Consider the following 25,029-nt stretch of genomic DNA (forward strand, 5'->3'; position numbering starts at 1 on the left):
ATTGCGTTGCCGGGGAATTCAAGGCGCATGGGTCACGCCGCGCCTTACGAAAGGGACACACCAGTGAAAAAATCCACTCTTACCGCGCTGAAGGCAGGTGCAGCACCCGTGGTGCTGGGCTTCGCCCTGGTCAGCAGCGCCGCATATGCGCAGGACGCAGCTGCACCCGCAGACGCCGCCCCCGCCGATGCCGGCACGCCGATCGTGGTTACCGGTTCGCGCATCGCCTCGCCGAACCAGACCTCGATCGCGCCGATCACCACGGTGACCTCGCAGGACATCAAGCTGCAGGGCACGATCCGCACGGAAGACCTGCTGAACTCGCTGCCGCAGGTTGTTGCCGGCCAGAGCTCGGGCCTCGCCAACGGCGCCACCGGTACCGCCACGGTCGACCTTCGCGGTCTCGGGCCGTCGCGCACCCTCGTGCTGATCAACGGCCGCCGTCTGATGACCGGCGACCCGAACAGCACCTCGTCGGCTGCCGACCTTAACTTCATCCCCGCCGCCCTGGTGAAGCGCATTGACGTGCTGACCGGCGGTGCGTCGGCCACCTACGGCGCGGACGCTGTCGCGGGCGTCGTCAACTTCCAGATGGATACGGAGTTCGAAGGCTTCCGTATCGACGCCAACTATGGCCTCTACACGCACAGCAACGGCAACGACTTTGCCCAGAGCGTGCTGGACCAGAAGGCCGGCAATCCGGCCTACACCTATCCGACCGGCACCAATGCCGACGGTGGCCAGTATGACGTGACCGCCGCGTTCGGCACCAGCTTCGACGACGGCCGTGGCCACGCCACCGCCTATGTCGGCTATCGCCGTGCCTCCGCCGTCACGCAGCGCAAGCGCGACTACTCGTCGTGCTCGATCGGCGCCAGCGCATCGGGCAAGTTCAGCTGTGGCGGTTCGGCCACCTCGAACCCCGGCAACGTGCTGTACTACGATCCCGCCAACCCCTCGTCGTCGACCATCGGCGCACTGGGTGCCGGCACGATCACGCAGGGCGCGCAGAACATCTACAACTTCGCCCCGCTGAACTACTATCAGCGTCCGGACGAGCGTTATACCGCCGGCGTCTTCACTGACTACGAGATCAGCGAAGCGATCCATCCGTACATGGAATTCATGTTCATGGATGACCGCACCGTGGCGCAGATCGCTCCCTCGGGCGACTTCGGCAACACGCTGACGATCAACTGCGACAACCCGCTGATGTCGGCTGCCCAGAAGGCCGAACTCTGCCAGGCGAGCAACCTGATCACCGGTTACATCGGCAACTTCCCGGTTGCTTCCGGCGCGCCGTTCAACTCGAACCCGGGTGCAGGACCGATCTCGTTCATCGATCCCACCACCGGCACGACCTACAACAAGGCGTTCATGCAGCTGCTGCAGCGTAACGTCCAGGGCGGTGCTCGTGAGAGCGACCTCCAGCACACCGCGTTCCGTACCGTCATCGGTTCGCGTGGCGAGCTGGGCAAGGCCTGGTCGTACGACGCCTACTACCAGTACGGCCGCACCAACTACTCGCAGGTCTACTCGAACGAGTTCTCGGCCTCGCGTCTCGCCAATGCGCTTGACGTGGTGCAGGGTCCCAACGGTCCGGTCTGCCGCGTTGCGCTGTCCGATCCGTCGTCGCGTTGCGCACCTTACGACGTGTTCAGCGGCAACATCTCGCAGGCCGCTATCGACTACCTGTCGGCTACCGGCTTCATGAAGGGCCAGACCTCGCAGCAGGTCGCCAGCGCCACCTTCACCGGCATGCTGGGCGAATACGGCATCCAGTCGCCGCTCGCTTCGGATGGCGTGAACGTTGCTCTCGGCGCCGAATATCGCCGTGACTCGCTGGAACTGAACACCGACGAAGCCTTCACCACCGGCGACCTCACCGGCCAGGGCGCTCCGACGCTCTCGACCGCGGGTAGCTACAAGGTCAGCGAACTGTTCGGCGAAATCGACGTTCCGATCGTTCAGGACGGTTTCGTCCAGAGCCTGTCGTTCAATGGCGGTTACCGCTATTCGCACTACAGCATCTCGAACGGCCGTACGTTCAACACCAACACCTACAAGCTTGGTCTCGAACTGGCTCCGATTTCGGACATCCGCCTGCGCGCCGGTTACAACCGTGCCGTTCGCGTGCCGAACATCCAGGAGATCTTCTCGCCGCAGATCGTCGCGCTTGACGGCACGACCGATCCTTGCGCCGGCGTGGATACGCTGTCGGCCGCTTGCGCCGCACAGGGTCTCACCGGCGGTACCTCGCTCAACCCGGCAGGCCAGTACAACGGCCTGATCGGCGGCAACCCCGATCTGAACCCGGAAAAGTCGACCACCAAGACCCTTGGTGTCGTGCTTGCTCCGCACTGGATCCCGGGCCTGACCGGCAGTGTCGACTGGTTCGACATCAAGGTGAAGGACGCCATCCAGCGTTACGGCGCCGATGCGATCCTGGCCGCTTGCGGTGACTCGGGCGGTACGGCGGACGCGTGCGATCTCATCCATCGTAACCCGGCCGGCTCGCTGTGGCTCAGCTCGGACGGCTACGTGGAAGACATCAACCACAACGTCGGTAGCGTGAAGACCCGCGGCATGGAGTTCAACGCCAACTACACCACCGAAGTGGGTAGCGCCGGTCGTCTGACCCTGAACATGGTCGGCACCTGGCTGAACCACTACACCGTCGATAATGGCCTGACCGAAGTGTACAACTGCGCCGGTTACTACGGCCCGACTTGCGGCACCCCGCTGCCCAAGTGGCGCCACAAGGCCCGCGTGTCGTTCAATACGGCCAACGGCATCGGCGTGTCGCTCCAGTGGCGTCACCTCTCGTCGGTCACCACCGAGTTCGCCAACCCGTCGAGCACGCTGCAGGACTCGCGCGCTCGCCAGCAGAACTCGCTGGACGACAAGCTGAAGTCGATGGACTACTTCGACCTGACGCTGACGGCAGCTCTGGGTGATCACCTGACCTGGCGTCTGGGTGCGACCAACCTGTTCGACAAGGATCCGCCGCTGGTCACCTCGACCGGTTGCGCCAGCGTGGTCTGCAACGGCAACACCTACCCGGGCACCTACGACGCCCTGGGCCGTTATGTGTTCACCGGCATCACCATGAACTTCTAATCGTTCCCTTGAACGTTTAGTCTTTGGCGGCGGTCTTCCCAGGGAGGGCCGCCGCCTTTGTATCCGGCCTCCGCGTAAATCGCGGGAAATGGCCCAGAATTTTCCGGATCCCGCGCATGACCGATACCGCCACGCCCTCCGATGAGCTTCGCCGGATCGCCGGACTTGCGCGCATGGGGCGGCTTGACGAAGCGGCCCTGGCGGTTGTCACGGCCGTGGCGGCGAACCCCGGCGATCCCACGCTGGCGGCGCTGGGCGGCGCGGTGGAGTTCCATCGCGGACAGTTCGCGCGCGCGGTACCCTATCTCGAAAGCGCCCATGCGCTGCGCCCGCAGGATCTGGTGGTGCGCGCCAATCTTGCCGAAAGCCGCTGGCGGATGGGCCGCGGTGACGAAGCGCTGGCGCTGTGCGACGAGACTTCCGCACGCGCCGACCCCAGCTTGCGGCTGGCTGGCCTGGGTGCGCATCTGGCCCAGGAAGCGGGTGATTTTCCGCTGGCAATCCGGCTCTATCGGATCGTTCTGGCGAAACGGGCCGACGACTGGTCGCTGCTGAACAATCTTGGCAATGCGCTTTCGCATGAGGGCGAACATGACGAAGCGGTGGAGGTGCTCCAGCGCGCGATGAAGCTGGCGTCGGATTCGCCGCCGATCCGCGTGAACCTGGGTACCGCGCTGCTGCGAGCCGAACTCACCGACGAGGGCATACAGGTTCTGCGCGATGCCGCGCGTGATTTCCCCGACGACCACGTGCCGATGCTGACGCTAGCGGCGTTCTACCGCGATACCGGGATGGACGCGCCGCATTACGAGGCGATTGCCGAAGCCGCCCGCCGCGCGCCCGCAGACGCCGGCCTTCGTTCCGATTACGGGCAGGAAGCCGCGCGCCGTAACGACTATGCCGTGGCCGAAAACGAATTCGAGGCGGCGCTGGCGCTGGAGCCTGCGCTGGGGCCGTCATTCGTCGGGCTGGCAGCAGTTTACGAACGCAGCAATCGCGAGGCCGAACTGGAGCCGCTGCGCGCCCGTGCCGTTGCGGGTGGTGCCGATGCGCCGACGATCGCCTTCATCGACGCCCTGCGTTGGAAGCGGACCGAGCAGTTCGAACAGGCTTTCGCGGCGCTTGAAGAGGCGGGCGAGGTCGTGCAGGCCAGCCGACGCCATCAGCTGCGCGGCATCATGCTGGACCGCATGGAGCGCTATGACGAGGCATTCGCCGAATTTACGGCGATGAACGCCAGCCTGCTGGACGATCCTTCGGGGCCCAGCGACCGCGCGGCACAGTTCCGCGCAGACATCGTGCGCAGAAAGGCATTGGTGACGGCGCCGTGGGTGGCAGGCTGGACCGATACGCCGGCCTGCGATCGCGCCGCGCCGGTCATCTTGCTGGGATTCCCGCGTTCGGGCACCACGCTGCTCGACACCATGCTGATGACCGCGCCCGATACGCTGGTGCTGGAGGAAGAGCCGTTTTTCGACCAGATCGAAACGGAGCTGGGTGGTGTCGAGGCGCTGGCGCAATTGGACGGCGCAGCCATTGCCGCCGCGCGCGCGCGCTATTTCGAACGGGTTTCGGCGCTGGGCACGCTGGGGCCGAACACCACGGTGATCGACAAGCACCCGCTTCATCTCAATAAGGTGCCGGTCATCCGCCGCCTGTTTCCCGACGCGAAGTTCGTACTGGCGCTGCGTCATCCCTGCGACGTCATCCTCAGCTGCTTCATCACCAACTTCCGCCCGAACAACGCGATGAGCAATTTCCTCGATCTGGAAACGGCTGCAACGTTCTACGACCTGACCTTCTCCAACTGGGCACAGGCACGCGCGGTGTTCGATCTGCCCGTGCGGACGGTCGTGTACGAACGGCTGATCGCCGATCAGGCGCGCGAGTTGGCGCCGCTGTTCGATTGGCTGGGCCTGCCCTGGCAGGGTGAGGATTTCGATCACCGGCAGGCAGCCCGATCGCGCGGCGTCGTACGAACGGCTAGCTATGCACAGGTGACCGAAGCGGTCTACACGCGCGCGGCCGGTCGCTGGCGGCGTTACGAGCGCCACCTTGCACCCGTTTTCGCAACGCTGAAGCCCTGGGCGGAGGGCTTCGGATATTCGCTCGATGACGATCGAGTACCGTCATGGTCGGAACCGCCCGGTTCCGACTTGCTTCAGAGCTGACCTGACCCGGGGGGGTAATGAATTCAGGCCTTTCGCAAACAGAATCGCAACTTGCGGAAATCGATCGACTTGTCGCGGCGGCGCGCTTGCCCGAGGCGGCGGATACACTTGAAAGGCTGCTGACCGGCAATGCCGGGGCTTTCGCCGGCGCGCAGGCTCTGACGCAATGGCTGAAGCTGGCGGCACTACGCCGTGCGCTGCGCCAGCCGCGCCGCGCGTTGGACGCGGTGCATCGGGCGCTGGAACTGGCGCCGCTCGACGTGATGGCGCTGGTCATGCGCGCGGGCCTGCTCGAAAGGCTGGGGGATCCCGGCGCCGGAGAGGCGTGGGGAGAGGCGATCGCGCAGAAGCCCGAAGGCGGGCTGCCCGCGCCGCTGGCCGCCGCCTACACGGCGGGCGAGGCATTCCATGCCGACTGGCAGGCCAAGCGCGAGCAGAAGCTGGCAGAAGCCAGCGAGGCCGCGCTCGCCCGGGCCGAGGCTGACGTCGGCGCGGCAGCCGCTGTCGAAGCGGTCGATCCGACGGGCGACGACGTGGCGTGGAAGCTGGCGCGGTTCCGTGACAACATCCTGCACAAGACGCGGGTCTATCACTCGAACCCCACCCATTTCCACTATCCGGGACTGGTCGAGCGTGAGTTCCATCCTCGCCACACGATGCCCTGGCTGGCCGATGTGGAGGCCGGTTTCGACGCGATCCGCGGGGAAATGCTGGCTCTGATCCAGTCCGAACGGGCCGAGTTGGAACCCTATGTCCAGTACGAGGAACGCCAGTCGCTGGACCAGTGGCGCGCGTTGAATCACAACCCCGACTGGAGCGCGATCCACCTGCTGCGCCATGGCAAGGTGGTGGAACGCAATGCCGCACAGGCGCCGCGCACGATGGAGATCCTGTCGCGCCTGGCGCAGCCGCAGGTTCCCGGTGCCTCGCCCAATGCGATGTTCTCGCTGCTGGCGCCGCGCACGGCGATTCCGGCGCATGTCGGCGTCGACAACACGCGGCTGGTGTGTCACCTCCCGCTGGTGGTGCCGCCGGGCTGCTGGTTCCGCGTGGGCGCCGAAACCCGCGAATGGCGTGAGGGAGAGGCCTTTGTCTTCGACGATACCATCGAGCATGAGGCGATGAACCCCAGCGACGTGCTGCGCGTGGTGCTGATCTTCGACGTCTGGCATCCCGGCCTTTCGCAGCCCGAACGCGATGCGGTGGCTGCGACCATCGCTTCGGAAGGGCGGGGCTGACCAACCATGCGGCCTGTCATGGCAGAACGGGACGATCCCGAAACGCTGGCCGGGCTTGCCGGGCAGGCGCTGGCGGACGGTGGCGAGGAAGCGGCCGAAGCGCGGCTGACCCGCTATCTGGATCGGCATCCGGCCGACCCCGCACTGCTGCATTGGGTGGCGATGCTGCGCCGCGCGCTCGACCGGCGCGACGGGGCAATTTCCGCGCTGGAGCATGCCCTTCGCCTGTCGCCCGACAATGGGGGCATCGCCCATGCCTTGGCGCATGTGCGGCTGGAGGCGGGCCTGCCCGCGTCGGCGGCGTTCGAGCAGGCGATCCGGCTGGCACCGGCCAAGGCCGAGATCCGGCTGGGTCTGGCATCGGCGCGCCATTCCGAAGGAGAGGGCGCGCGGGGGCTGGCTGAGATGGAGGCGATGCTCGCGGCCAATCCGGGCTGGATGGAAGGGCATCGGCAATTCGCGCAACTGGCCACGCATTTGGGCCAAAGCGCGCGGGCGCTGGCGACGATAGAGGCGGCGCTTTCGCGCTTTCCCGACAGCGATTCCTTGCGGGGACTGGCGGTGGACCTGCTGCTGGCGGGTGAGCGCTTTGCGCCCGCTTTGGCGGTGGCGGATCGTGCGCTGGCACGAAACGGCCCGAGCGCGCGGTTCCAACTGGCGCGCGCGGCAGCGCTGGACGATCTGGGCCGCATCGATGACGCGGCAGCGCAGTTCGCCGTGCTGGGGGTTCCGGCCGATCAGGGGCATGCGGTCTGGCTGGTGCGCCATCTGCTGCGCGCGGGCCGCCATGCCGAGGCGCGCGAGACCATCGAACCGTGGCTGACGGCACCGGGAGCCGAGGGCATGTGGCCCTACGCCGCGCTGGCATGGCGGCTGACGGGCGATCCGCGTTCGCAATGGCTGGACGGGCAGGCGGGCCTGACCCGCGTGGTCGATCTCGACCAGCAGGAGATGGGCCTTGGCGAATTGCGGGCTTTCCTGTCCCGTCTTCATGGCCGTTCGGGCCGGTTCCTGGATCAATCGGTGCGCGGCGGCTCGCAGACCGACGGCGCGCTGCTTTCGCGAATCGAGCCGGAAGTGGTGCGCCTGCGCAGGCTGCTGCGCCGGGAGGTGGCGCGCTATATCGCCGATCTGCCGCCGGCGGACGCGGCGCATCCCTTGCTCTCCCACGCACGCCCGGCGCGGCCGCGCTTCACGGGCAGTTGGTCGGTCCGGCTAGCGGGGGCGGGGTTCCATACCCCCCATCACCATCCGCAGGGCTGGATCAGCTCGGCGCTCTATATCTCGGTTCCCGAGGGGCTGGAGAACGGGCAGGGGCATCTCGATCTGGGCGGCGCCCCGGCATCGCTGGGAATCGAATTGGCTCCGCGTCTTACGGTGGCGCCGCAGCCCGCGCGGCTGGTGCTGTTCCCGTCGTGGATGTGGCACGGCACCCGCCCGTTCCCGTCGGGCGAGCGGATGTCGGTGGCATTCGACGTAGCCCCGCCGCCGCGCACCTGAACGCGGATGCCAGTATCTGCCTGCTATCCGCCCGCGCCTCCCTGCCGTTTTCGCCCCTGCCTGCTCATATCCTGGGCACTTGAACCGCACCGCGACGCGGCATAGATTCGGTCCATTGAGAAAACGGCGCAGTGCCTGCGGGGCGCGCGCCTGGGAGAATACAATGTTGAAGCGTACCCCTGTTCTGATTGCCGCCTTTTTGTTGACTGCGACACCTGCATTTGCCGCCGGCCAGACCACTGCGCCGACAGCCCCGGCTGCTGCCGACGCAACCAACGGCGCCGCTGCTGCCGCCAGCCCCGCGACCGGACAGGCTGCGGCCCAGCCCGCCGCGCAAGTGACGCCGATCGAAAAGAAGGATCCCATCGTCTGCCAGCGCCAGCAGGAAATCGGCTCGCTGCTGCACGCGAAGAAGGTCTGCATGCCCAAGAGCCAGTGGGATGCCCAGCGCCAGCTCAACCGCGAGAATATCGAGCGTTCGCAGATCCAGCGCGGGATGGACCCGGTTCAGTGACGGTCTGCCTCCGGCGGCGGGTAACGTCGCCGGGGCGGGTTTTCGTGCTGAGTGTTGACCTGTCCACGAAGGCCGCTTAACCGGCCGATTAAATTGTCGTGCAACCTTCCCGCACAGGCGGAGGGCGGGCGGCTTCGTGGAACGGGAGAATTCGATGATTCTGGACAGCAGCACGGCCGCCGTAGTCACCGGCGCAGCCTCCGGCCTTGGCGCGGCTACGGCCCGCGGCCTTGCGGCCAAGGGCGTGAAGGTGGCGATCTTCGATCTGAACGAGGAAGCCGGCGAGGCGATCGCGGCAGAGATCGGCGGCGTGTTCTGCAAGGTGGACGTGACCAGCGACGCCAGCGTCGATGCCGGTTTCGCCAAGGCCCGTGCCGCGCATGGCCAGGAACGCGTGCTGGTGAACTGCGCGGGCATCGCGCCTGCCGCCAAGACCGTGGGCAAGAACCGTGAGACGGGCGAACCGCGCGCGCATGACATGGCGGTGTTCGAAAAGGTGATCGCGATCAATCTGGTCGGCACCTTCCGCTGCATCAGCAAGTCGGCCGCGGGCATGGTCACGCTGGATCCCGTCGACGAATTCGGTGCGCGCGGGGCGATCGTCAACACGGCTTCCGTCGCGGCGCAGGACGGGCAGATCGGCCAGGCCGCCTATGGCGCGTCCAAGGGCGGCGTGCTGGCGATGACCCTGCCGGTCGCGCGCGACCTGATGAGCGAGGGCATCCGCGTCAACACCATCCTGCCGGGCATTTTCGAAACGCCGATGATGGCGTCGATGCCGCAGCAGGTGCAGGATGCGCTGGCGGCGATGGTGCCGTTCCCCAAGCGTCTGGGCAAGGCAGAGGAATACGCCAAGCTGGCGCTGTTCATGGTCGAGCACGACTACCTCAACGGCGAGAGCGTCCGTCTGGACGGCGCGATCCGCATGGGGCCGAAGTAACGGCGGCGGCCATGGCTCCGACCGGCACGACCAGCAGCGAAGAGACCGCGCCGCCCCCGGGCGCGCGGTCGCATCTGCTCGACACGGCGAGCGCGATCATGCGCGAAGGCGATGTGATCGACATTTCGCTGTCCGAACTGTCCTTGCGCTCGGGCCTCAATTCGGCGCTGGTGAAGTATTACTTCGGCAACAAGGCCGGGCTGCTGAAGGCGCTATTGGACCGGGACTGGCAGGCCATCGTCACCAGCGTGGACGCGCTGCTGGCGAAGGACGGCTGGTCTCCGGAGGCCAAACTGCGCCGCCATCTCTGGAAGGTGGTCGATACCTTCTACGAAGTGCCGTACCTCAACCGCCTGACCATGCGCATGGTGCGCGAAAGCGACGATGCCGAGGCGCGGCGCATTGCCGACAGCTACCTCTCGCCGATCTATCGTGCTTATGAGGAACTGATCGGCAACGGCGTGGATGCCGGGGTTTTCCGCGAGATCGACCCGCAACTGTTCTACTTCACGGTGACGGGGGCGGTGGACCGGTTCTTTTCGGCGCGGCTGGTTCTCAAGCACTGTTTCGGTCAGGACACATTGACCGAGGAACTGCGCGACCGCTATCGCGAGCATACCATAGACATCATCATGGCAGGTATTCTTGCGCGCTGAAAAAGGCAGCTTCTGGCACATCGGGGTGATCGGCGGATCGGGCCTGACCGCCGGGATCGAACTGGAAGAAGCACAGGAGATTTCGGTCTCCAGCCCCTTCGGAGACGCTTCGGGGCCGGTGGTGACCGGGCGGCTGGAAGGGATTCGCTTCACTTTCATCGCCCGCCACGGGGCAGGGCACGCGATCCCGCCGTCCGCCGTGAACTATCGCGCCAATATCGACGTGCTGGCGCGCTGCGGCGTGACCGACGTGCTGGCGCTTTCCGCCATCGGTTCGCTGCGCGAGGAGATGGCGCCGGGGCAGATGGTGATGGTCGATCAGTTCATCGACCGCACCCATGGCCGCAACGGCAGCTTTTTCGGCACCGGCATGGTGGCGCATGTCTCATTGGCCGATCCGGTCTGCCCGCGCCTTTCCGCGCTGGCGGGCGAAGCTGCCAAGCTGGCCGGGGCCACGGTGCATCCGGCCGGATGCTACCTGGCCATGGAAGGGCCGCAGTTCTCCACCCGTGCCGAAAGCCGGATGTATCAGGCCTGGGGCGCGGACGTGATCGGCATGACCGGAATGCCCGAGGCGCGGCTGGCGCGCGAGGCGGAACTGCCTTACGCGATGCTGGGCATGGTTACCGACTATGACGCATGGCGCGAGGATGAGGCCGGCGTCGAAGTCAGCCACGTGCTGGAAGTCATGCACGCCAACGCCCGGATTGCCCGCCAGACGTTGCGCCTGCTGGCCGCCACGCTGCCGGCAGAGCGGACGCATAGCCCTATCGACCATGCGCTGGACCACGCGCTGATCACCGCGCCCGATGCGCGCGATGCCGGCGTGCTGGCAAGGCTGGACGCGGTGGCGGGCAGGGTGCTTGCCCCGCAGGGGTGATCCGGCTGTGGCGAAACGCAAGAAGCGCTATCTGACGGCGACGATGCCCGATGGTTACGTAAAGACCATCGGGCCCACGGCCGATCCCTTCACGCATTACTGGCGCATCGTTGCCGAGCTGGAAAACGGCAAGACCGAGGTGTTCTGGGGGCACGAGCGTTCGCTGGCGGAGGCCAAACGCAAGCGCGCGGCCACGGAAGAGGCCAAGCGCATGCGCGGCTGGAAAAGCTATCAGTTCGAGATCGTGGAACTGGTCGAAGTCCCAATCTGAACCATTTGATCTTGGTGGCAAATCCGCATCGGCGGAAGGGAAATGGTGGAGCCTAGCGGGATCGAACCGCTGACCTCCTGCATGCCATGCAGGCGCTCTCCCAGCTGAGCTAAGGCCCCAATCATTTCAGCAGATCGATCCTGGGAAGGCCGATCCGTGCCCCTGCTTGCGCCGGGGAGGAGCGCCCTTTGGCGGGACTTTGCCGGGCTGGCAAGAAGAAAATGAAGTTATCGACAGGCTGTTTTGCCCGAGCCGCCGATCCGGCCCTGAAAATGGGATTCGCCCCATCGGCTTGCGGCGGATTTGCTGCGCCAGAACCATTTCCACACGGCGCTCTGCAGCGCGACTCGCGCGGCGCTGATTACCGGGCGGAACCACCATTCCGCCTCCTTTGCCGGGATCGCCAAGCTGGTGACCGGCGGCCTTCGCGGCGGACTCCGCAGGATTGGGCAATAGGATTTAGGGCAACAGGGGTGGCACGGTCGCAGTGCGCCTGTAGAAGCGCGTCATGACCGGCCTTTCCCTGCTGCTCGCTTTCGTCGTCGCGGCGACGATCCTGACCATCACGCCCGGCGTGGACACGGCCATGGTGCTGCGTTCGGCCACCGTGGACGGGCGCCGCCCGGCCGCCTTTGGCGGGATGGGCATTCTGGTGGGCTGTCTGATCTGGGGTGCGGCGGTGGCGCTGGGCCTGGGCGCGCTGCTGCGGGCGTCCGAAATGGCGTATGCGATCGTGAAGTTCGTCGGCGCGGCCTACCTGTTGTGGCTGGGCGCCAAGCTGGTGTTGCGCCCGCGTGAGGCTCTGGACGTGAAGGAGGGGGCGGCAGATGCGGCCCCGGCGGGGCGAGGGGCGTTCCTGCAGGGCTTCCTCACCAACATGCTCAATCCCAAGATCGGCGTGTTCTACGTAACCTTCTTGCCGCAATTCGTGCCCCACTCGGTAACGGGCAGTGCGGGCGTGGCCGGCTACACGTTCTTCCTTGCGGTGGTCCATGTGCTGCTGACGGTCGTGTGGTTCGCGGCACTGATCTGTGCGGCGGCGCCACTCGGCCGGTTCCTGCGCCGCCCTGGTGCGGTGAAGACGATGGACCGGCTGACGGGCGGGGTGTTCGTGCTGTTCGGGCTGAAGCTGGCGACATCCTCGGCGCGTTGAGCGGGTGCGTGCTCGCCCTCTGCGCAGGAGACTGCGCGGATGATGAAACCGGGCGCGTAGCCAACCCCCAAAAGCAAACCCCCTTCCGCGGCCTGTGCCGGGAAGGGGGCTGGTATCGTGGTGAGGTCGGCGGCCGTTTACTTCGGCGGCGGGTGCGGGTCACCGCCGGAGAAGGCGTCGGCGATCGAGCAGGCGGCCGGGCCCAGAATGACGACGAACAGCGTCGGCAGAATGAACAGGATCAGCGGCACGGTCATGATCGCAGGCAGGCGCGCGGCCTTTTCCTCGGCACGCATCATGCGCTCGTTGCGGAATTCGGCCGAGAGCACGCGCAGCGCCGATGCCAACGGGGTGCCGTAGCGCTCTGTCTGGATCATGGTTGTCACCACGCCCTTCATCGCATCCAGATTGACGCGATAGGCCAGGTTCTCGAAGGCCTGGCGGCGCTCGGTCAGGAACGAGAGTTCGATCGAGGTGAGCGAGAATTCCTCGCCCAGTTCCGGATAGGCGCGGCCCAGCTCGCGGGCGACGCGATCGAACGCGGCGTCCACGGTCAGGCCGGCTTCGGCGCAGATCACCAGCAGGTCCAGCGCGTCCGGCAGGCCCTTGCGGATCAGGTCGGTACGCTTGGTGATCAGGTTCTGCAGGAAGATGTCCGGGCCCTTGTAGCCCAGCAGGAGCATGGCGGCGAAGCCCATGAAGCGTTTGAAGGCGCTCCATTCGGGGAAATAGTTGATGCCGTAGATCACCAGCGCGGCGGTGCCGCCCAGCACGATCGGGGCGACCATGCGGGCGAAGACGACGGCAACGGCCCATTCCTTGTTGCGGATGCCGGCCTGCGCCAGTTTCTGCTGGATGACCTTCAACTGGCTGTCCTGCAGCACGCGCATCGCGCCCAGCACGCTGCCGATCTTGTCGGTCGTCTCGTTGCGGCGGACGACCGAGGTGCGCTTCTTGGCGGTGCTGGTGACGAGGCCGGACTTCAGCGCTTCGCGGCGCTGGTTCAGCGCCTTCACGCGCTTTGCCATCGGGTCGCGCACGGTGACGGCGGCATAGATCGCCATCAGCACCGAGACGGCGGCCACTGCGGACAGCAGCGTGGCGACGAAGTAGACGTCGAAACCGAGAAGGGTGGGGCCGGCGGATTGGTTGAGCATGGTGATTCTTTCCGCTCAGATCTCGAAGCTGACCATCTTGGCCATGATGAAGGCGCCGATGCCCATCCAGATGCCGCCGCCGATGCCGGCGACCATCAGGCGTTCGTCGATGAAGAACTTTCCGATGTAGCCCGGGTTGATCCAGTAGATCATGCCGAAGACGATGAAGGGCAGCGAGCCGACGATGTAGGCGGAGGCTTTCGATTCCGAGCTCATCGCGCGGATCTTCAGCTTCATCTGCGAACGCTTGCGCAGCACGTCGCCCAGGTTGGCCAGCGTTTCCGCCAGGTTGCCGCCGGTTTCGCGCTGGATCGCCAGCGTGATGCAGAAGAAGTTGAATTCGGGGATCTCAAGCCGGTCGGCGGTATTCTGGAGCGCTTCCTCCATGGTCTTGCCGATCTTCATGCGTTCGGTGACGAGCTTGAATTCCTCGCCCACCGGGCCGGGCACTTCGGCGGCGACGATACCCAGCGTCTCGGTAACCGGAAGGCCCGAACGCAGGCCGCGCACCAGAAGGTCGATGGCGTCGGCGAACTTCACGTTGAAGGAATTGGTGCGGCGCGAGATCAGCTTGCCCAGGACGAAGTGCGGCAGCCAAATGCCCAGGAACCCACCGAAGGCCAGCGCGAACAGAGGCACGCCGGACTTCAGATAGACCAGCAGGGTCAAGGTGACGGCCAGTCCTATCGAACCATAGATGTACTGCGATACCGTCCAGCTCTGGCCCGAACGGTGCAGGCGCAGGGCCAGCGCGTCGATCCTCGAACCCGATCCGGCAGCCTTGTGCACGCGCGGCTTGCGGGCGGCGACGGCACGGCGCATCTGCGCCTCCATCCGGTCGGTCTGGCTCTGCGAATGGCGAAAGCGCACCGACTTCAGGCGGCGGGAGGATTCCTTGGTCGGCGAAGGGCCGGAGAACGCGGCAAGAACCAGCCCGATCACTGCGATCAGGCCGACTGCCACCAGGATGAGCTGCATCACATTCATTGCCGTCGTCCGTCCGTAACCGGGCCAGGCCCGCCGCGTGGGATGGCCCCACGCGGCGGCATCAGGCCGCCGTTTCCTTCTTGGTGCTCTTGCTCATCATCGCCTTGAGGTCGAACTTGCCGAGCAGCGACGGTTTGGCCGCGCCCTTTTCGGACGCTTCGCCCGCTTCATCGAGGATCATGCGCGAGAGTTCGCGGATGGCCCCGCCCGCGCGGGTGGAGCGGTTGGCGTCGGCGAAAGTCTGGCCCAGCTTGGCCGCCGTGGAAGCGGCCTTGAGGTCATAGGGGATCGAGAGCTGAATGCGCGTCTCGATCGAAGCCTCGAAATCGGCCTTGCTGATTTCCGCCAGACCCGACTGGATCTTGTTGGCCACCACGATCACCCGGGCATGGGGGGCGTGGGCCTTCAGCCAGGACAGCATGCGAATGGTGTCGCGCGCGGAAGCCAGCGTCAGTTCGGTGGCGAGCACCACCACGTTCACGTCGGCCACCAACTGCGGGAAGTTGATCAGCATGTTGCGCGGCAGGTCGATCACCGTCATCTCGAAAGCCTGCCGGAACTCTTCCTCCAACTGGACGAAGGCGGAACCGTCGGTCATCAAGGGAGCGCTGATCGGCGCTTCGGCGGACAGGATCGCAAGATTGTCGTTGGCGCGGATCATCGCGCGTTCGATGAACAGGCCGTCGATACGGCTGGGATTCTCGATCGCGTCGGTCAACCCGCGGCCCGGCTCCAGATCCAGCACCAGCGCGCCGGTGCCGAAATGGATGTCGAGATCGAGCAGGGCAGTCGGCAGCTTGTTGTCGGCGCTGAACAACCAGGCGAGCGAGGTGGCGAGCGTCGATGCGCCGACACCGCCGCGCGTGCCGATCACCGCCGTTGCGATGTGCGGCTTGGTGATGCCGCCGTCATGGCTGCGCGGCGCGGTGAACACGGCCTGCGCCTGCGCCAGCGAATCGCGCACTTGCGAGGGCGAAAGCGGCTTCAGCAGATAGTCGTGAATGCCGCTGGCAATCAGGTCGCGGTAGAGGCGCACGTCGTTGACCTGGCCCACCGCGACGACGACCGTGCCCGGTTCGCACACTTCGGCCAGGGCATTGATATCGTTCAGCGGATCGCCGCTTTCCGACAGGTCCACCAGCAGGATGTTGGGCGATGCGGTAATCGCCAGCGACTGCACGGCGTTGCGCAGGCCGCCCTTGTTGCACTTCTCCGGCTGCCAGCCCATCTCGATCGCGATCGGACGCAGGACGTCGAGCGAGGCCTCGTCGCAGAGATAGGCGGCGAACTGGTCGCGGCCGGTGGGGCCGCCGGATTTCCAGGGTGCGTTCACAGGATTAGCTCCCCTTCGAAGAGGTGGAAGAAACGGCAGTACCGCCACTGCCGGTCGGGGCGGCGTTGCGCCAGGCGTCGATCGCCTTGGAGCTGCGCACGCTGGAAGTGCCATCCGATTGCTGGCCGTGAACCAGATCTTCCGGGTTGGCGACCATCGCGGCAAGGTTCGAATTGTTGGCGCAGCCATAATTGCTGGACAGGCCGTTGCCGGGATTGAAGTCGCTGTTGGTCGACCAGTTCGGGCAACCGGGCACCGACGCCTTGGCTCGCACCAGCACCACGCGCGCGCGGCCCTGATCCAGATAGCCTTCGGTGGCCGGCGCGCCTTCGCTCAGCTGCATGCCGAAGCGCGAGGCAACGGCTTCGACCGCGCTGCGCGTGGCCGGGTTGCCGCTGGTGTCTTCGATATAGACGCGGTCGCCGTAACGGGCGCCCATGGCGGTGAACCAGTCGGCAAGGCGGGTCTGCTCACCATAGGCCAGGCCATCGCCGCCGATGCCGACGTCCAGCGTATAGTTCACTTTCTCCACCACCGGCTGATGAACCGAATTCATCGAGCGGTTGGTCGGAATGCCACCGCAGGCGGACAGCGCGAGGCCAAGCGAGAGGGCGAATGCGCCCCCGGCGATGCGGCCGGAAAGAGCCCGGTTCGGGGCGCTCTTGATCAGGATCATCGGTTTCACCTTTCTCACTTCATGCTGAAGCCGGGGCGGGCACCGGACGCCGAAGCGCCCTTGGAGCCTTTCCCGTCGCTTGCGCGGGCTTCGCCACCCACCGACGGACCCGCCGGAGCGCTGTTCCCGTTGGCGGCCGGCGCGGGTGTGGCGTTGCCGGCGCCGTCGCTGGCCATGTTGCCCAGCAGGCGCTGCAGGTCGTTGGGCGCGTTGAAGCCGTCGGTCGGCAGCTTGATGTCGTTCGCGTCCACCGGGTTGACGAGGTAGGGAGTGACCACGATCACCAGCTCGGTCTCCCCACGCTTGTAGTTGGTCGACCGGAACAGCGAGCCAAGGATCGGGATATCACCCGCACCGGGCAGCTTCTGGATAGTGTTCTGCGAATTGTTGCTCAGCAGGCCAGCAATCATGAAGCTTTGGCCGGAACCCAGCTCCACCGTCGTTTCCGCGCGGCGCACGTTTAGCGCGGGGACCGAATAGCCGTTCAGCGAAACCGCGCCGTCAGCCGTAAGCTCGGATACTTCGGGGCGTACGCGCATCGAGATGCGGCCGTTCGACAGGACTGTTGGCGTGTAGCTGAGCGAGACGCCATAGTTTTTGTATTCGACGGAAATGGTGTTGCTGGTGCCGCCCTGCGCAACCGGGATCGGGTATTCGCCACCTGCGAGGAAATTGGCCGTCTCGCCCGAAAGCGTGGTCAGGTTCGGCTGGGCAAGGGTGGTGGAAAGGCCCACCGTCTCGCCCGCGTCCAGCGCGCCAAGGATGTTCATGCCGAACAGCTTGCCCATGCCCGCCAGCGTGCTGCCAGTGGTGATGGGATTGACCCCGGTGCCGGGAGTCGTCGTCCCATCAGGGTTGGTGCGGACGATAGTGTTTCCCATGCCGAGAGGGCCGCCCGTGTTGAATTTATCGTACCAGCCGCTGCGGCCTTGGCCGAGGCCGAACTGAAAGCCGCCGGTGCCGTCGATCGTGGTGATGTTCGTTTGCAACTGCTTCACCAGCGTGCGGCTGACTTCGGCGATGCGAACCTGCAGGTTGACCTGCACGGGCGTCGCCAGCCGCAGGCGGCTGATCACATTGGCCTCCTTGCCGACATAGGCCTGGACCAGACGCTCGGCCTCGGCCGCATCTTCGGGCGACTTGACGGTGCCGGTCAGCAGGAACGTGCCGGTGCCCACGGTGGAGACGCCGATCCTGGCTTCCGGCATGGCGAGGTGCAGCATCGAATCGACGCTGTCGATGTTCGAACCGACCCGGATCGTGGCCGACCAGACTACCGCGCCCGCTGCATTGCTGGCGTAGACGGTGGTGGTGCCGCCGGCCTTGCCGAACAGGTAGAACTGGTTGCGCGACTTGACCTGGACGTCGGCGACCGCGTCGTTGGCCACGAACACGTCGGTCATCGCGCCGGGCACGTTGACCAGCTGGCCGTTGCCGATTGCGAGCGAGATGTCCTGCGCCGGACGGACCACCGACTGTGCGGTAACCGGGGCGGCAAACGGCATGGCCAGCGGCGAAAGCACGCAGGCGGCGCGCAGCAGGGACTTGAGAAGGCGCGTGTTCATCGGATTGCCCTTCGTCGGATAAAAGCGGTTGAGGTGCGGCGCAGACATCAGTGGCCGCCCACGGATTCGACGGTGACGTTCTTGCCGCGGGTCACGCGGACCACCGGGCCCAGCGGAACGGTCGGGCCAGCGGCGGCGGGAACCCGTGCGGGCGACATGATCGGCGCGGCCGGGCCTGACATGGCCGGACGGCTGGAACGCTGGAAGCGCGAGACGTCGCCGCCGGTCTGGTAGGTGGTGTTGCCTTCCATCGGCTGGTTCATCGCCGTGCGCATGATCTGTTCTTCCTGCGCCTTGGTCGCGCCTTCGGGCACCTTGACCTCACCGGCGGCGAGGATGCGATCGAAGTCGCTCTGGTTGTCCGCGATCGAGCGGAGCGAAAGGCTGATCGTGCCCAGTTCCTGCGCGACGGCCACCTTCTCGGCGATGCGGGGGGTGACTTCGAGGGTGACGGTGCTGAAGGCGTGGACCACGGTCTTGCCTTCCACCACTTCGTTGTCGGTGGCCTGGTCGGTGGCGAGCACGCGCATGTTGCGCAGGATCGTTTCCGAAGCGCGCAGCGGCTGGCCGCCATCGTTGCCGGTGACCTGCTGCGTGAGCACGAGGTCGACGTGGTCACCTGGGAAGATGAAGCCGCCGACGCCGGTCTTGGCGGAAACGGGGATGGTCACCGCACGCATGCCCGGCGCCAGCGCGGCGGCCAGGAAGCCGCGATCGCCCGGTGCGACGAGGCCGCCCTGGGTGATCGGCTGGCCGGCAGTGATGGGATAGCGGACCACGGTGCCGAGCAGCTTCTGCATGTCGGCCTCGCCCTCGATGAAGTAGGCGTCCTTCACCAGTTCCTTGGGCCAGTCCTGATAGGAGATCGAATCGGCGGTGATGATCGTCCCGACCGGCAGCGCGCGTTGGGCCACCAGGACCTTGGGGCCGGTGGGCACGGCCACGGCGCCGGCCTGCGGTGCAGCGGCACCGCTGAACAACGATCTGGCGACAAAGGCGGTGCCGGCTGCGACAAGCAACGCGACGACCAGCAGCACCAGCTTCTTCTTATCCATGGCTCAAAAGCCCCCTGAGTATCCCCGACTAACTCTGTGTACCTTCGGGTAAATTGGTTAAAATCAGGTTCACCCCAGCAGGGCGCCCGATTGGACATTGGTATGAATTGCCGAAATCGCGCGGTCCGCGATCACCCAGAGCCCGGCTGCCGCGATGGCGACGCCGTAGGGCACTTTCAGCTTCGATTTCTGGCGGCGCTGAATGTGGATGAAGGCGAGGGTGAACAGGACGACCACGGCAAGCCCGATGGCTGCCGCCGCCAGGCCGGACATGCCGGCGAAACCGTTCGGCATCGCCAGCGGCTGGCCGGTCGCCAGCGTCCAGATCATGCTGGTTGCCAGCCAGACCCAGCCCGCGGCAAAGATCCATGCAAGAATGTCGCGCGCCTGTTCGCCGGGGCGACGCTGCATGTTGAGCGCGGCCATGGCGACCGAGGCGCCCCCGCCGGCAATGGCCATCAGCACCACCAGCACCAGAAAATGCTGGGGGGAGAACCACAATGCCAGCGCCGTCAGCAGTTTGACGTCGCCGCCGCCCATCTGGCGCACGATGAAGAGGAGGCAGGCCACCACGAAAGTCACCAGCGCAAGGCCGATCTGGAATCCGGCCTGCGTCCAGCTGTAGCCCATCGCCAGCCACCACAGCGGGGCGGCCAGTGCGATGCCAAGGTTAAGCGCGTTGTCTATCTCGCGCCGCTTCAGGTCGGTGAAGGCGGCGACGAGCAGCGCGGTTGCCAATGCGGCCAGCAATGCGTAGGCAAAATACGCGGCGAACATGCGTTAGGACCCCCCTTAACAGGGGAATGATCTAGCGAGTATCACTTACCAAATAGTAACCAGTGCGCTGAGGCTGGAATTAGCCACGTGACCATCGAAACAAGCGAAATTCCCCATCCTTTCAAGGTAATGGAAAAGAAGGACCAGGCCCGCCGGGCGATCCCGCACGATGCCGTGGAAGGCCGCTGGCTGGCGGCGGACGGCAAGACCGCGATCCGCCGGATCGACTGGGCGGCCCCCGAAAGCCCGCGTGGATCGCTGCTGTTCCTGCCGGGGCGCGGCGACTGCTACGAGAAGTGGCTGGAGACGCTGGAACAGTGGGCGGAAGAGGGCTGGGCGGTCAGTTCGATCGACTGGCGCGGACAGGCCCTAAGCGGTCGTCTGGGGCGTGACGGTACCACCGGCCATGTCGACGATTTCGCCACCTGGATCGACGATCTGGCGAAATTCTGGGCCGATTGGGCGGGCCGCACACCCGGCCCGCACGTCCTTGTCGGCCATTCGATGGGCGGGCACCTGGCCATGCGCGCGGTGGCGGAAAAGCGCGTCGATCCCGATGCGCTGGTGCTTTCGGCGCCGATGCTGGGCATCCATCCCACCGCGATTCCCGCCGCGCTGCTGCACCCGGTTTCCCGCGTCATCGCCGCGCTGGGCGATTCGCGCCGCCCGGCGTGGAAAGGCAACGAGAAGCCCCAGTTGATCCCGAATGCCCGGGCGCTGCTGCTGACCCATGACGAATCGCGCTATGCCGATGAGGACTGGTGGCGGCGGGAACGCCCCGCCATCGCCATGGGCCCGGCGAGCTGGGGCTGGATCGAACGGGCGCTGGCCTCGATTCGGGGGCTGGAGGCGAAGGGCGTGCTCGAATCGGTGGACGTGCCGGTGCTGCTGCTGGCCGCCCGGCATGACGGTTTGGTCTCATGGCCGGCGATTCGCCGTGCCGCTGCCCGCCTGCCGCATTCCCGGATGGTCGATTGGGGCCGCGAGTGCCGGCACGAGATCTTGCGAGAGGTCGATCCCGTGCGCGATCGGGCGATGGCCGCGATCCGGGATTTCCTGAACGATACGGCGCCCGTCAGCGTCTGAATCGGATCGCGAGCCGGCTATTTCTGGATTGCGGCATTTTCCGGAGCGCCAGGTGATGCCACCCGCGTCGAAAATGCTCTAGGGGCTGCCCCCTATGGATTCGCGGTTCGATATCGTCGTCGTCGGCGCCGGCATGGCCGGTGCCTCGCTGGCTGCGCGGCTTTCAGGCCATGGCGACGGGAATCCGGGCGTGCTGGTGATCGAGGGCGAGGATCGCCCCGGGTATCACGCCACCGGCCGCTCCGCCGCCTTCTGGACCGAGAGCTATGGCGGGCCGGGCGTCCAGCCATTGACGGCGGCGTCCGGCCCCGAACTTCGCGCACTGAACATGTTGGCGCCGCGCACGGCGCTGACGCTGGGCCGCGCGGGCGAGGAAGCCGAAGTCGAGCGCTTCGCGCGGGTCTACGGCGATCTGGGCGTAGAGGTTCATGTGCTGGACCGCGCAGGGATCGCCGCAAGGGTGCCCGGTCTGCGCGACGGCTGGACCTCCGGCGTGCTGGAGCCGAGCACCTGCGATATCGACGTGGCCGGGCTGCACCAGCACTATCTGGCCACCGCCCGCCGTCAGGGGGTGGAGATCCGCTGCCGCGCAGGCCTGCGCGCGGCCATGCGCACGGCGACCGGCTGGACGCTGGCGCTGGCCGATGGCGGCGAGATCACGTGCGCGGTGCTGGTCAATGCCGCCGGGGCATGGGCCGATCCGGTGGCGCGGCTGGCGGGCATCGCGCCGCTGGGGATCGCGCCCTATCGGCGCACGGTCGCGCAGCTGGCTGTCGGCCGCCCGGTGCCGGACGACCTGCCGCTGGTGCTGGATCTGGGCGAGACATTCTATTTCAAGCCCGAACACGGCCGCCTCTGGCTCAGCCCGCATGACGAAACCCCCAGCGCCCCGTGCGATGCCGCGGCCGAGGAACTGGATGTGGCGCTGGCGATAGATCGGCTGGAACGCGTGGTGGACTGGCCGGTCGAGCGCGTGGAGCATCGCTGGGCGGGCTTGCGCTCCTTCGCGCCGGACCGGCTGCCAGTCTATGGTTTCGATCCCGCCGATCCGGCGTTCTTCTGGTTCGCCGGGCAGGGCGGCTTCGGCATCCAGACCGCGCCGGCGGCGGCGGCGCTGGGCGCTTCGCTGCTGATGGGCGGGAAGGGCGGCGATCTCGATCCCGCGCCTTATGCACCCGGACGTTTCGTGACGGCCTGAAGCCCCGCGGGCGGCGGGTTTTCAAGAACAGTCATTCCGAACCCGGTGCATCCTCCGCGCGCCCGGCGGGTTTCCTGCCCGGCGCCACGAAATGCCATACCAGCAGCACCGGCTCCAGCACGGCCATGCCGATCAGGATGCTGATCAGGCGGTGGATGGCGGGCAGGATATGCGCGTCCGCATAGGAATCGGGCACCAGCACCACCAGCACCGTCAGCGTGAATTGCAGGCCCAGGTAGGTGATCTGCGGCAGGCCATTCTCGATATGGCGGCCGATCACGATGCCAAGGCAGGTGCCCGCGATCAGCACCGGCGCGCTGCCTTGCGCCACCAGCAGCACGATCAGCGCCAGCGCGCCGCCGGCCAGGCAGCCCAGCGTGCGATGAAACAGGCGCCGCGTCACCGGCACGAAGCCGCTGGCGCCGATCCCGCCGATCGGCACGATCATCACCGCCATCACGGTGACCGCCGCCTGCGCCATCTCCGGCAGATCGAACAGCGCATGGAGCAGCGGCAAGACGGAAATGGCGATGCCCGCCTGCATGGCGTGCCGCGCGGCGTGGGGATGCCAGCCCATCCGTTCGGGGCGGGGGCTCTGCAGGTCCAGCCACTTCCGGCCCGCCAGCGTTGCCGTCACCAGGCTGACGATCACGCAGGCGATGGTGCCCGCGATCACTTCCAGCAGGCGCGTCTGGGCGAAATCCATGGTGTCGAGCGCGGGGTGTTCCAGCTTGTCCAGCAGGACCATCTCGAACGTCAGGCCGAACAGCAGCCAGGCATAGGCGCGCCGGGCGGTGATCATGCCATAGAGGCCGATGGTGCCGACGATCGCCGCGCTGGCCATCGCCAGCGGCAGAGAGCGGGCCGCCCACGGCACCACGATCAGCGCTAGCCCCGATCCCAGCGCGGTGCCGGCGATGCGCAGCACCCCGCGCAACATCGTTTCCGAAGCCTGGCTCTTGAGCAGGACGAACGCGGTAAAGGCGGCCCAGCCGACCATCTTCGCGCCGATCAGGTGGGCGATGACGATGGCCAGCATGACCGAGGCGACGCAGGCCCACTCATCCGCCATGCGTGGCCCGGGCGTGACCAGCGCGCGTGTTTCCTGTCGGAATGCCTGCCGGAAGGCGTCGAGTGTCAGAGCCCGATCCGGCAAACCGTCAGGTCCCGTTTGAAAATCCGCCGCAGGCGGATTTTGCGGCACCGGCCCGCTCCCCCACCCGACCTCCCACCAGGGTACACTTCGTGGGAGGTCGGGTGGGGGAGCGGGCCGGTGCCGCGCAAAAATGCCTCTTCAGGCATTTTCAAACCGACTCTCAGCTCTTGCCGGCTGCGACCGCCGCGTCGCTCGCCAGCTTGTCCACGCGCTCGTTCTCGACATGGCCGGAATGGCCGCGCACCCATTGCCATTCCACCTGATGGCGGCCGCTGGCCTCGATCAGGTCATGCCACAGGTCCGCATTGCGCACCGGCTGCTTGCTGGCATTGATCCAGCCCTTCTTCTTCCAGCCGTGGACCCATTTGGTGATCCCGTCGATCACGTACTTGCTGTCGGTATGCAGCGTGACTTCGCAAGGCTCGGTCAGGGCGTTCAGCGCCTTGATGACGGCCGTCATCTCCATGCGGTTGTTGGTGGTGTCGGGATCGCCGCCCGACATCTCCTTCTCATGCACGCCCATGCGCAGCAGCACGCCCCAGCCGCCGGGGCCGGGGTTGCCCTTGCACGCGCCATCGGTGAAAACGTCTACCTTCTTCATGCGCCGAAGATACCGTGGTTCGCCGGATCGGCATAGAATTCAAGGCGTCGTGCGAAAGCCATCGGGTCCTTCGGGGTGACAAGCGCGTCTGCGGGCGTGTTCAGCCAGTCGTAGGCGCGGGTGGCAAGGAAGCGCACGGCGGCACCGCGCGCCAGCACCGGCAGGGCGGCGCGTTCGGCGGCGGAGAGCGGGCGCACGCTTTCGTAACCCTCGATCAGCGCGGCCGAAAGCGCGGCGTCGAACCGCGTGCCGTCGTTGGAGAAGCTCCACGCCGCATGCGTTACCGCCACGTCGTAGGCCAGCAGATCGGTGCAGGCGAAGTAGAAGTCGATCAGGCCGGTCACCCGGTCGCCCAGCATCAGCACGTTGTCCGGGAACAGGTCGGCATGGATCACGCCGCGCGGCAGGTCCGCCGGCCATTCGATCGCAAGCGCCGGCAGTTCACGCTCCACCAGCGCGGCCAGATCGGCATCGATCGAGGCCAGCCCGTCATGCCCGCAATCGCCCAGCAACTGCTGCCATGCCGGCAAGTCCAGCGAATTGGCGCGGTTCATCGGGAAATCGGCGGAGGCGCGATGCACTTGCGCCAGCGCCGCACCCACTGAGCGGGCCTGATCCACCGTGGGTTCGGATACCGAAACCCCCGGCAGGTATTCGATCAGGGCCAGCGCCTTCTTGCCTTCCGGCGTATCGATCAGGCGATGGCTGGCGCCGTCGCGATCATGCATGGTGCGCGGCACCGGGCAACCACGCTCTGCCAGATGGTCCAGCAGATCGAGGAAGAACGGCAGCTCCGCCACTTCGGTGCGGCTTTCGTAGACGGTCAGGATGAAGCGGCGGGCTTCGTCGCCCTGCTGCGTTTCGATCAGCCAGTTGCTGTTGGAAACGCCCTCGGCGATGCCCTTGGCGGAGATCAGCGTGCCGACGTCGAAGGCATCGACGATCGCCGCCATCTCTTCGGCGCCGAGCCGGGTATAGACTGCCATGTCTGGAAA

22 protein-coding genes and 1 tRNA gene are annotated in these 25,029 nt (G+C 66.4%); 12 read left to right on the forward strand and 11 right to left on the reverse strand.

Translation table 11 applies throughout. The annotated features are described in order from the left end of the window. The first annotated feature begins 63 nt into the window (after positions 1 to 63). The 9 genes from WBP06_RS02815 to WBP06_RS02855 all read left to right on the forward strand — a co-directional run bounded on the left by WBP06_RS02815 (position 64) and on the right by WBP06_RS02855 (position 11,290). Entirely contained in the window at positions 64 to 3,120 is a 3,057-nt protein-coding gene (locus WBP06_RS02815; protein ID WP_395331651.1) for a TonB-dependent receptor domain-containing protein, read from the forward strand. Positions 3,121 to 3,236: 116 nt separating this feature from the next. Continuing rightward, positions 3,237 to 5,291 carry a tetratricopeptide repeat-containing sulfotransferase family protein gene (locus WBP06_RS02820; RefSeq protein WP_395331653.1) on the forward strand — a complete coding sequence of 685 codons (2,055 nt, stop codon included), beginning with the start codon at positions 3,237 to 3,239 and terminating at the stop codon, positions 5,289 to 5,291. A 17-nt stretch (positions 5,292 to 5,308) separates the two neighbouring features. Continuing rightward, on the forward strand, positions 5,309 to 6,529 hold the full coding sequence (locus tag WBP06_RS02825) for an aspartyl/asparaginyl beta-hydroxylase domain-containing protein (RefSeq protein ID WP_395331655.1): 1,221 nt from the start codon (positions 5,309 to 5,311) through the stop codon (positions 6,527 to 6,529). 18 nt (positions 6,530 to 6,547) lie between these two features. Continuing rightward, positions 6,548 to 8,029, forward strand: a complete 1,482-nt coding sequence (locus WBP06_RS02830) for a 2OG-Fe(II) oxygenase family protein (RefSeq protein WP_395331657.1) — start codon at positions 6,548 to 6,550, stop codon at positions 8,027 to 8,029. Between the two features lie 163 nt (positions 8,030 to 8,192). After that, complete coding sequence (locus tag WBP06_RS02835; protein WP_395331659.1) at positions 8,193 to 8,543, forward strand: hypothetical protein; 351 nt, start codon at positions 8,193 to 8,195, stop codon at positions 8,541 to 8,543. 154 nt (positions 8,544 to 8,697) lie between these two features. After that, positions 8,698 to 9,483 carry an SDR family oxidoreductase gene (locus WBP06_RS02840; protein WP_395331661.1) on the forward strand — a complete coding sequence of 262 codons (786 nt, stop codon included), beginning with the start codon at positions 8,698 to 8,700 and terminating at the stop codon, positions 9,481 to 9,483. Between the two features lie 11 nt (positions 9,484 to 9,494). Further along, positions 9,495 to 10,139: a TetR family transcriptional regulator gene (locus WBP06_RS02845; protein ID WP_395331663.1), complete on the forward strand. Its 645-nt coding sequence runs from the start codon at positions 9,495 to 9,497 to the stop codon at positions 10,137 to 10,139. After that, positions 10,129 to 11,019, forward strand: coding sequence for an S-methyl-5'-thioadenosine phosphorylase (gene mtnP, locus WBP06_RS02850; RefSeq protein ID WP_395331665.1), 891 nt, complete (start codon positions 10,129 to 10,131; stop codon positions 11,017 to 11,019). Before WBP06_RS02845 ends, mtnP begins: the two co-directional genes overlap by 11 nt. Positions 11,020 to 11,062: 43 nt before the next feature. Continuing rightward, entirely contained in the window at positions 11,063 to 11,290 is a 228-nt protein-coding gene (locus tag WBP06_RS02855; RefSeq protein WP_395334000.1) for a hypothetical protein, read from the forward strand. Between the two features lie 43 nt (positions 11,291 to 11,333). Here WBP06_RS02855 and WBP06_RS02860 read toward each other — a convergent pair. Then, positions 11,334 to 11,409: transfer RNA gene (locus WBP06_RS02860), tRNA-Ala, on the reverse strand. 389 nt (positions 11,410 to 11,798) lie between these two features. Between WBP06_RS02860 and WBP06_RS02865 the strand changes: the two genes are divergently transcribed. Then, positions 11,799 to 12,443 (forward strand): LysE family translocator, encoded by a 645-nt coding sequence (locus tag WBP06_RS02865; protein WP_395331667.1) that lies wholly within the window; start codon positions 11,799 to 11,801, stop codon positions 12,441 to 12,443. Between the two features lie 137 nt (positions 12,444 to 12,580). Here the strand turns inward: WBP06_RS02865 and WBP06_RS02870 are convergent, their stop codons facing one another. The 7 genes from WBP06_RS02870 to WBP06_RS02900 all read right to left on the reverse strand — a co-directional run bounded on the left by WBP06_RS02870 (position 12,581) and on the right by WBP06_RS02900 (position 19,993). Then, positions 12,581 to 13,600 carry a type II secretion system F family protein gene (locus tag WBP06_RS02870; RefSeq protein ID WP_395331669.1) on the reverse strand — a complete coding sequence of 340 codons (1,020 nt, stop codon included), beginning with the start codon at positions 13,598 to 13,600 and terminating at the stop codon, positions 12,581 to 12,583. A 15-nt stretch (positions 13,601 to 13,615) separates the two neighbouring features. Continuing rightward, entirely contained in the window at positions 13,616 to 14,587 is a 972-nt protein-coding gene (locus WBP06_RS02875; RefSeq protein ID WP_395331672.1) for a type II secretion system F family protein, read from the reverse strand. 61 nt (positions 14,588 to 14,648) lie between these two features. Beyond that, positions 14,649 to 15,920 (reverse strand): pilus assembly protein CpaE, encoded by a 1,272-nt coding sequence (locus tag WBP06_RS02880; protein ID WP_395331674.1) that lies wholly within the window; start codon positions 15,918 to 15,920, stop codon positions 14,649 to 14,651. 4 nt (positions 15,921 to 15,924) lie between these two features. Further along, positions 15,925 to 16,596 carry a CpaD family pilus assembly protein gene (locus WBP06_RS02885; RefSeq protein ID WP_395331676.1) on the reverse strand — a complete coding sequence of 224 codons (672 nt, stop codon included), beginning with the start codon at positions 16,594 to 16,596 and terminating at the stop codon, positions 15,925 to 15,927. A gap of 14 nt (positions 16,597 to 16,610) precedes the next feature. Then, on the reverse strand, positions 16,611 to 18,161 hold the full coding sequence (locus WBP06_RS02890) for a type II and III secretion system protein family protein (protein ID WP_395331678.1): 1,551 nt from the start codon (positions 18,159 to 18,161) through the stop codon (positions 16,611 to 16,613). A 47-nt stretch (positions 18,162 to 18,208) separates the two neighbouring features. Beyond that, the gene (gene cpaB / locus WBP06_RS02895; RefSeq protein ID WP_395331680.1) at positions 18,209 to 19,216 is read right to left on the reverse strand and encodes a Flp pilus assembly protein CpaB; all 1,008 of its coding nucleotides are present in this window, start codon (positions 19,214 to 19,216) and stop codon (positions 18,209 to 18,211) included. Between the two features lie 69 nt (positions 19,217 to 19,285). Next, positions 19,286 to 19,993 (reverse strand): prepilin peptidase, encoded by a 708-nt coding sequence (locus tag WBP06_RS02900; RefSeq protein WP_395331682.1) that lies wholly within the window; start codon positions 19,991 to 19,993, stop codon positions 19,286 to 19,288. 129 nt (positions 19,994 to 20,122) lie between these two features. Here WBP06_RS02900 and WBP06_RS02905 point away from each other — a divergent pair, with 129 nt between their 5' ends. Together WBP06_RS02905 and WBP06_RS02910 are read left to right on the forward strand one after the other, a co-directional pair. Then, the gene (locus WBP06_RS02905; RefSeq protein ID WP_395334002.1) at positions 20,123 to 21,079 is read left to right on the forward strand and encodes an alpha/beta hydrolase; all 957 of its coding nucleotides are present in this window, start codon (positions 20,123 to 20,125) and stop codon (positions 21,077 to 21,079) included. A 94-nt stretch (positions 21,080 to 21,173) separates the two neighbouring features. After that, positions 21,174 to 22,277: an NAD(P)/FAD-dependent oxidoreductase gene (locus WBP06_RS02910; RefSeq protein ID WP_395331684.1), complete on the forward strand. Its 1,104-nt coding sequence runs from the start codon at positions 21,174 to 21,176 to the stop codon at positions 22,275 to 22,277. A 31-nt stretch (positions 22,278 to 22,308) separates the two neighbouring features. On the opposite strand, the gene WBP06_RS02915 is transcribed toward WBP06_RS02910, so the two are convergent. From WBP06_RS02915 to thrB, 3 genes are all read right to left on the reverse strand, one after another. After that, on the reverse strand, positions 22,309 to 23,433 hold the full coding sequence (locus tag WBP06_RS02915; protein WP_395331686.1) for an FUSC family protein: 1,125 nt from the start codon (positions 23,431 to 23,433) through the stop codon (positions 22,309 to 22,311). Between the two features lie 160 nt (positions 23,434 to 23,593). After that, entirely contained in the window at positions 23,594 to 24,034 is a 441-nt protein-coding gene (gene rnhA / locus WBP06_RS02920) for a ribonuclease HI (RefSeq protein WP_395331688.1), read from the reverse strand. Continuing rightward, positions 24,031 to 25,020 carry a homoserine kinase gene (gene thrB, locus WBP06_RS02925; RefSeq protein ID WP_395331690.1) on the reverse strand — a complete coding sequence of 330 codons (990 nt, stop codon included), beginning with the start codon at positions 25,018 to 25,020 and terminating at the stop codon, positions 24,031 to 24,033. The genes rnhA and thrB overlap by 4 nt, the downstream gene beginning before the upstream one ends. Positions 25,021 to 25,029: the final 9 nt, after the last annotated feature.

The organism is Novosphingobium mississippiense, from assembly GCF_044029535.1.
GTDB lineage: Bacteria > Pseudomonadota > Alphaproteobacteria > Sphingomonadales > Sphingomonadaceae > Novosphingobium.

What these genes read in the sequence shown, in the direction of transcription:
- WBP06_RS02820 (WP_395331653.1), top strand. Translation starts at nt 3,237, where the DNA reads ATGACCGATACCGCCACGCCCTCCGATGAGCTTCGCCGGATCGCCGGA.
- WBP06_RS02825 (WP_395331655.1), top strand. Translation starts at nt 5,309, where the DNA reads ATGAATTCAGGCCTTTCGCAAACAGAATCGCAACTTGCGGAAATCGAT.
- WBP06_RS02830 (WP_395331657.1), top strand. Translation starts at nt 6,548, where the DNA reads ATGGCAGAACGGGACGATCCCGAAACGCTGGCCGGGCTTGCCGGGCAG.
- WBP06_RS02835 (WP_395331659.1), top strand. Translation starts at nt 8,193, where the DNA reads ATGTTGAAGCGTACCCCTGTTCTGATTGCCGCCTTTTTGTTGACTGCG.
- WBP06_RS02840 (WP_395331661.1), top strand. Translation starts at nt 8,698, where the DNA reads ATGATTCTGGACAGCAGCACGGCCGCCGTAGTCACCGGCGCAGCCTCC.
- WBP06_RS02845 (WP_395331663.1), top strand. Translation starts at nt 9,495, where the DNA reads ATGGCTCCGACCGGCACGACCAGCAGCGAAGAGACCGCGCCGCCCCCG.
- WBP06_RS02855 (WP_395334000.1), top strand. Translation starts at nt 11,063, where the DNA reads ATGCCCGATGGTTACGTAAAGACCATCGGGCCCACGGCCGATCCCTTC.
- WBP06_RS02865 (WP_395331667.1), top strand. Translation starts at nt 11,799, where the DNA reads ATGACCGGCCTTTCCCTGCTGCTCGCTTTCGTCGTCGCGGCGACGATC.
- WBP06_RS02870 (WP_395331669.1), bottom strand. Translation starts at nt 13,600, where the DNA reads ATGCTCAACCAATCCGCCGGCCCCACCCTTCTCGGTTTCGACGTCTAC.
- WBP06_RS02875 (WP_395331672.1), bottom strand. Translation starts at nt 14,587, where the DNA reads ATGAATGTGATGCAGCTCATCCTGGTGGCAGTCGGCCTGATCGCAGTG.
- WBP06_RS02885 (WP_395331676.1), bottom strand. Translation starts at nt 16,596, where the DNA reads ATGATCCTGATCAAGAGCGCCCCGAACCGGGCTCTTTCCGGCCGCATC.
- WBP06_RS02890 (WP_395331678.1), bottom strand. Translation starts at nt 18,161, where the DNA reads ATGAACACGCGCCTTCTCAAGTCCCTGCTGCGCGCCGCCTGCGTGCTT.
- cpaB (WP_395331680.1), bottom strand. Translation starts at nt 19,216, where the DNA reads ATGGATAAGAAGAAGCTGGTGCTGCTGGTCGTCGCGTTGCTTGTCGCA.
- WBP06_RS02900 (WP_395331682.1), bottom strand. Translation starts at nt 19,993, where the DNA reads ATGTTCGCCGCGTATTTTGCCTACGCATTGCTGGCCGCATTGGCAACC.
- WBP06_RS02905 (WP_395334002.1), top strand. Translation starts at nt 20,123, where the DNA reads ATGGAAAAGAAGGACCAGGCCCGCCGGGCGATCCCGCACGATGCCGTG.
- WBP06_RS02910 (WP_395331684.1), top strand. Translation starts at nt 21,174, where the DNA reads ATGGATTCGCGGTTCGATATCGTCGTCGTCGGCGCCGGCATGGCCGGT.
- rnhA (WP_395331688.1), bottom strand. Translation starts at nt 24,034, where the DNA reads ATGAAGAAGGTAGACGTTTTCACCGATGGCGCGTGCAAGGGCAACCCC.
- thrB (WP_395331690.1), bottom strand. Translation starts at nt 25,020, where the DNA reads ATGGCAGTCTATACCCGGCTCGGCGCCGAAGAGATGGCGGCGATCGTC.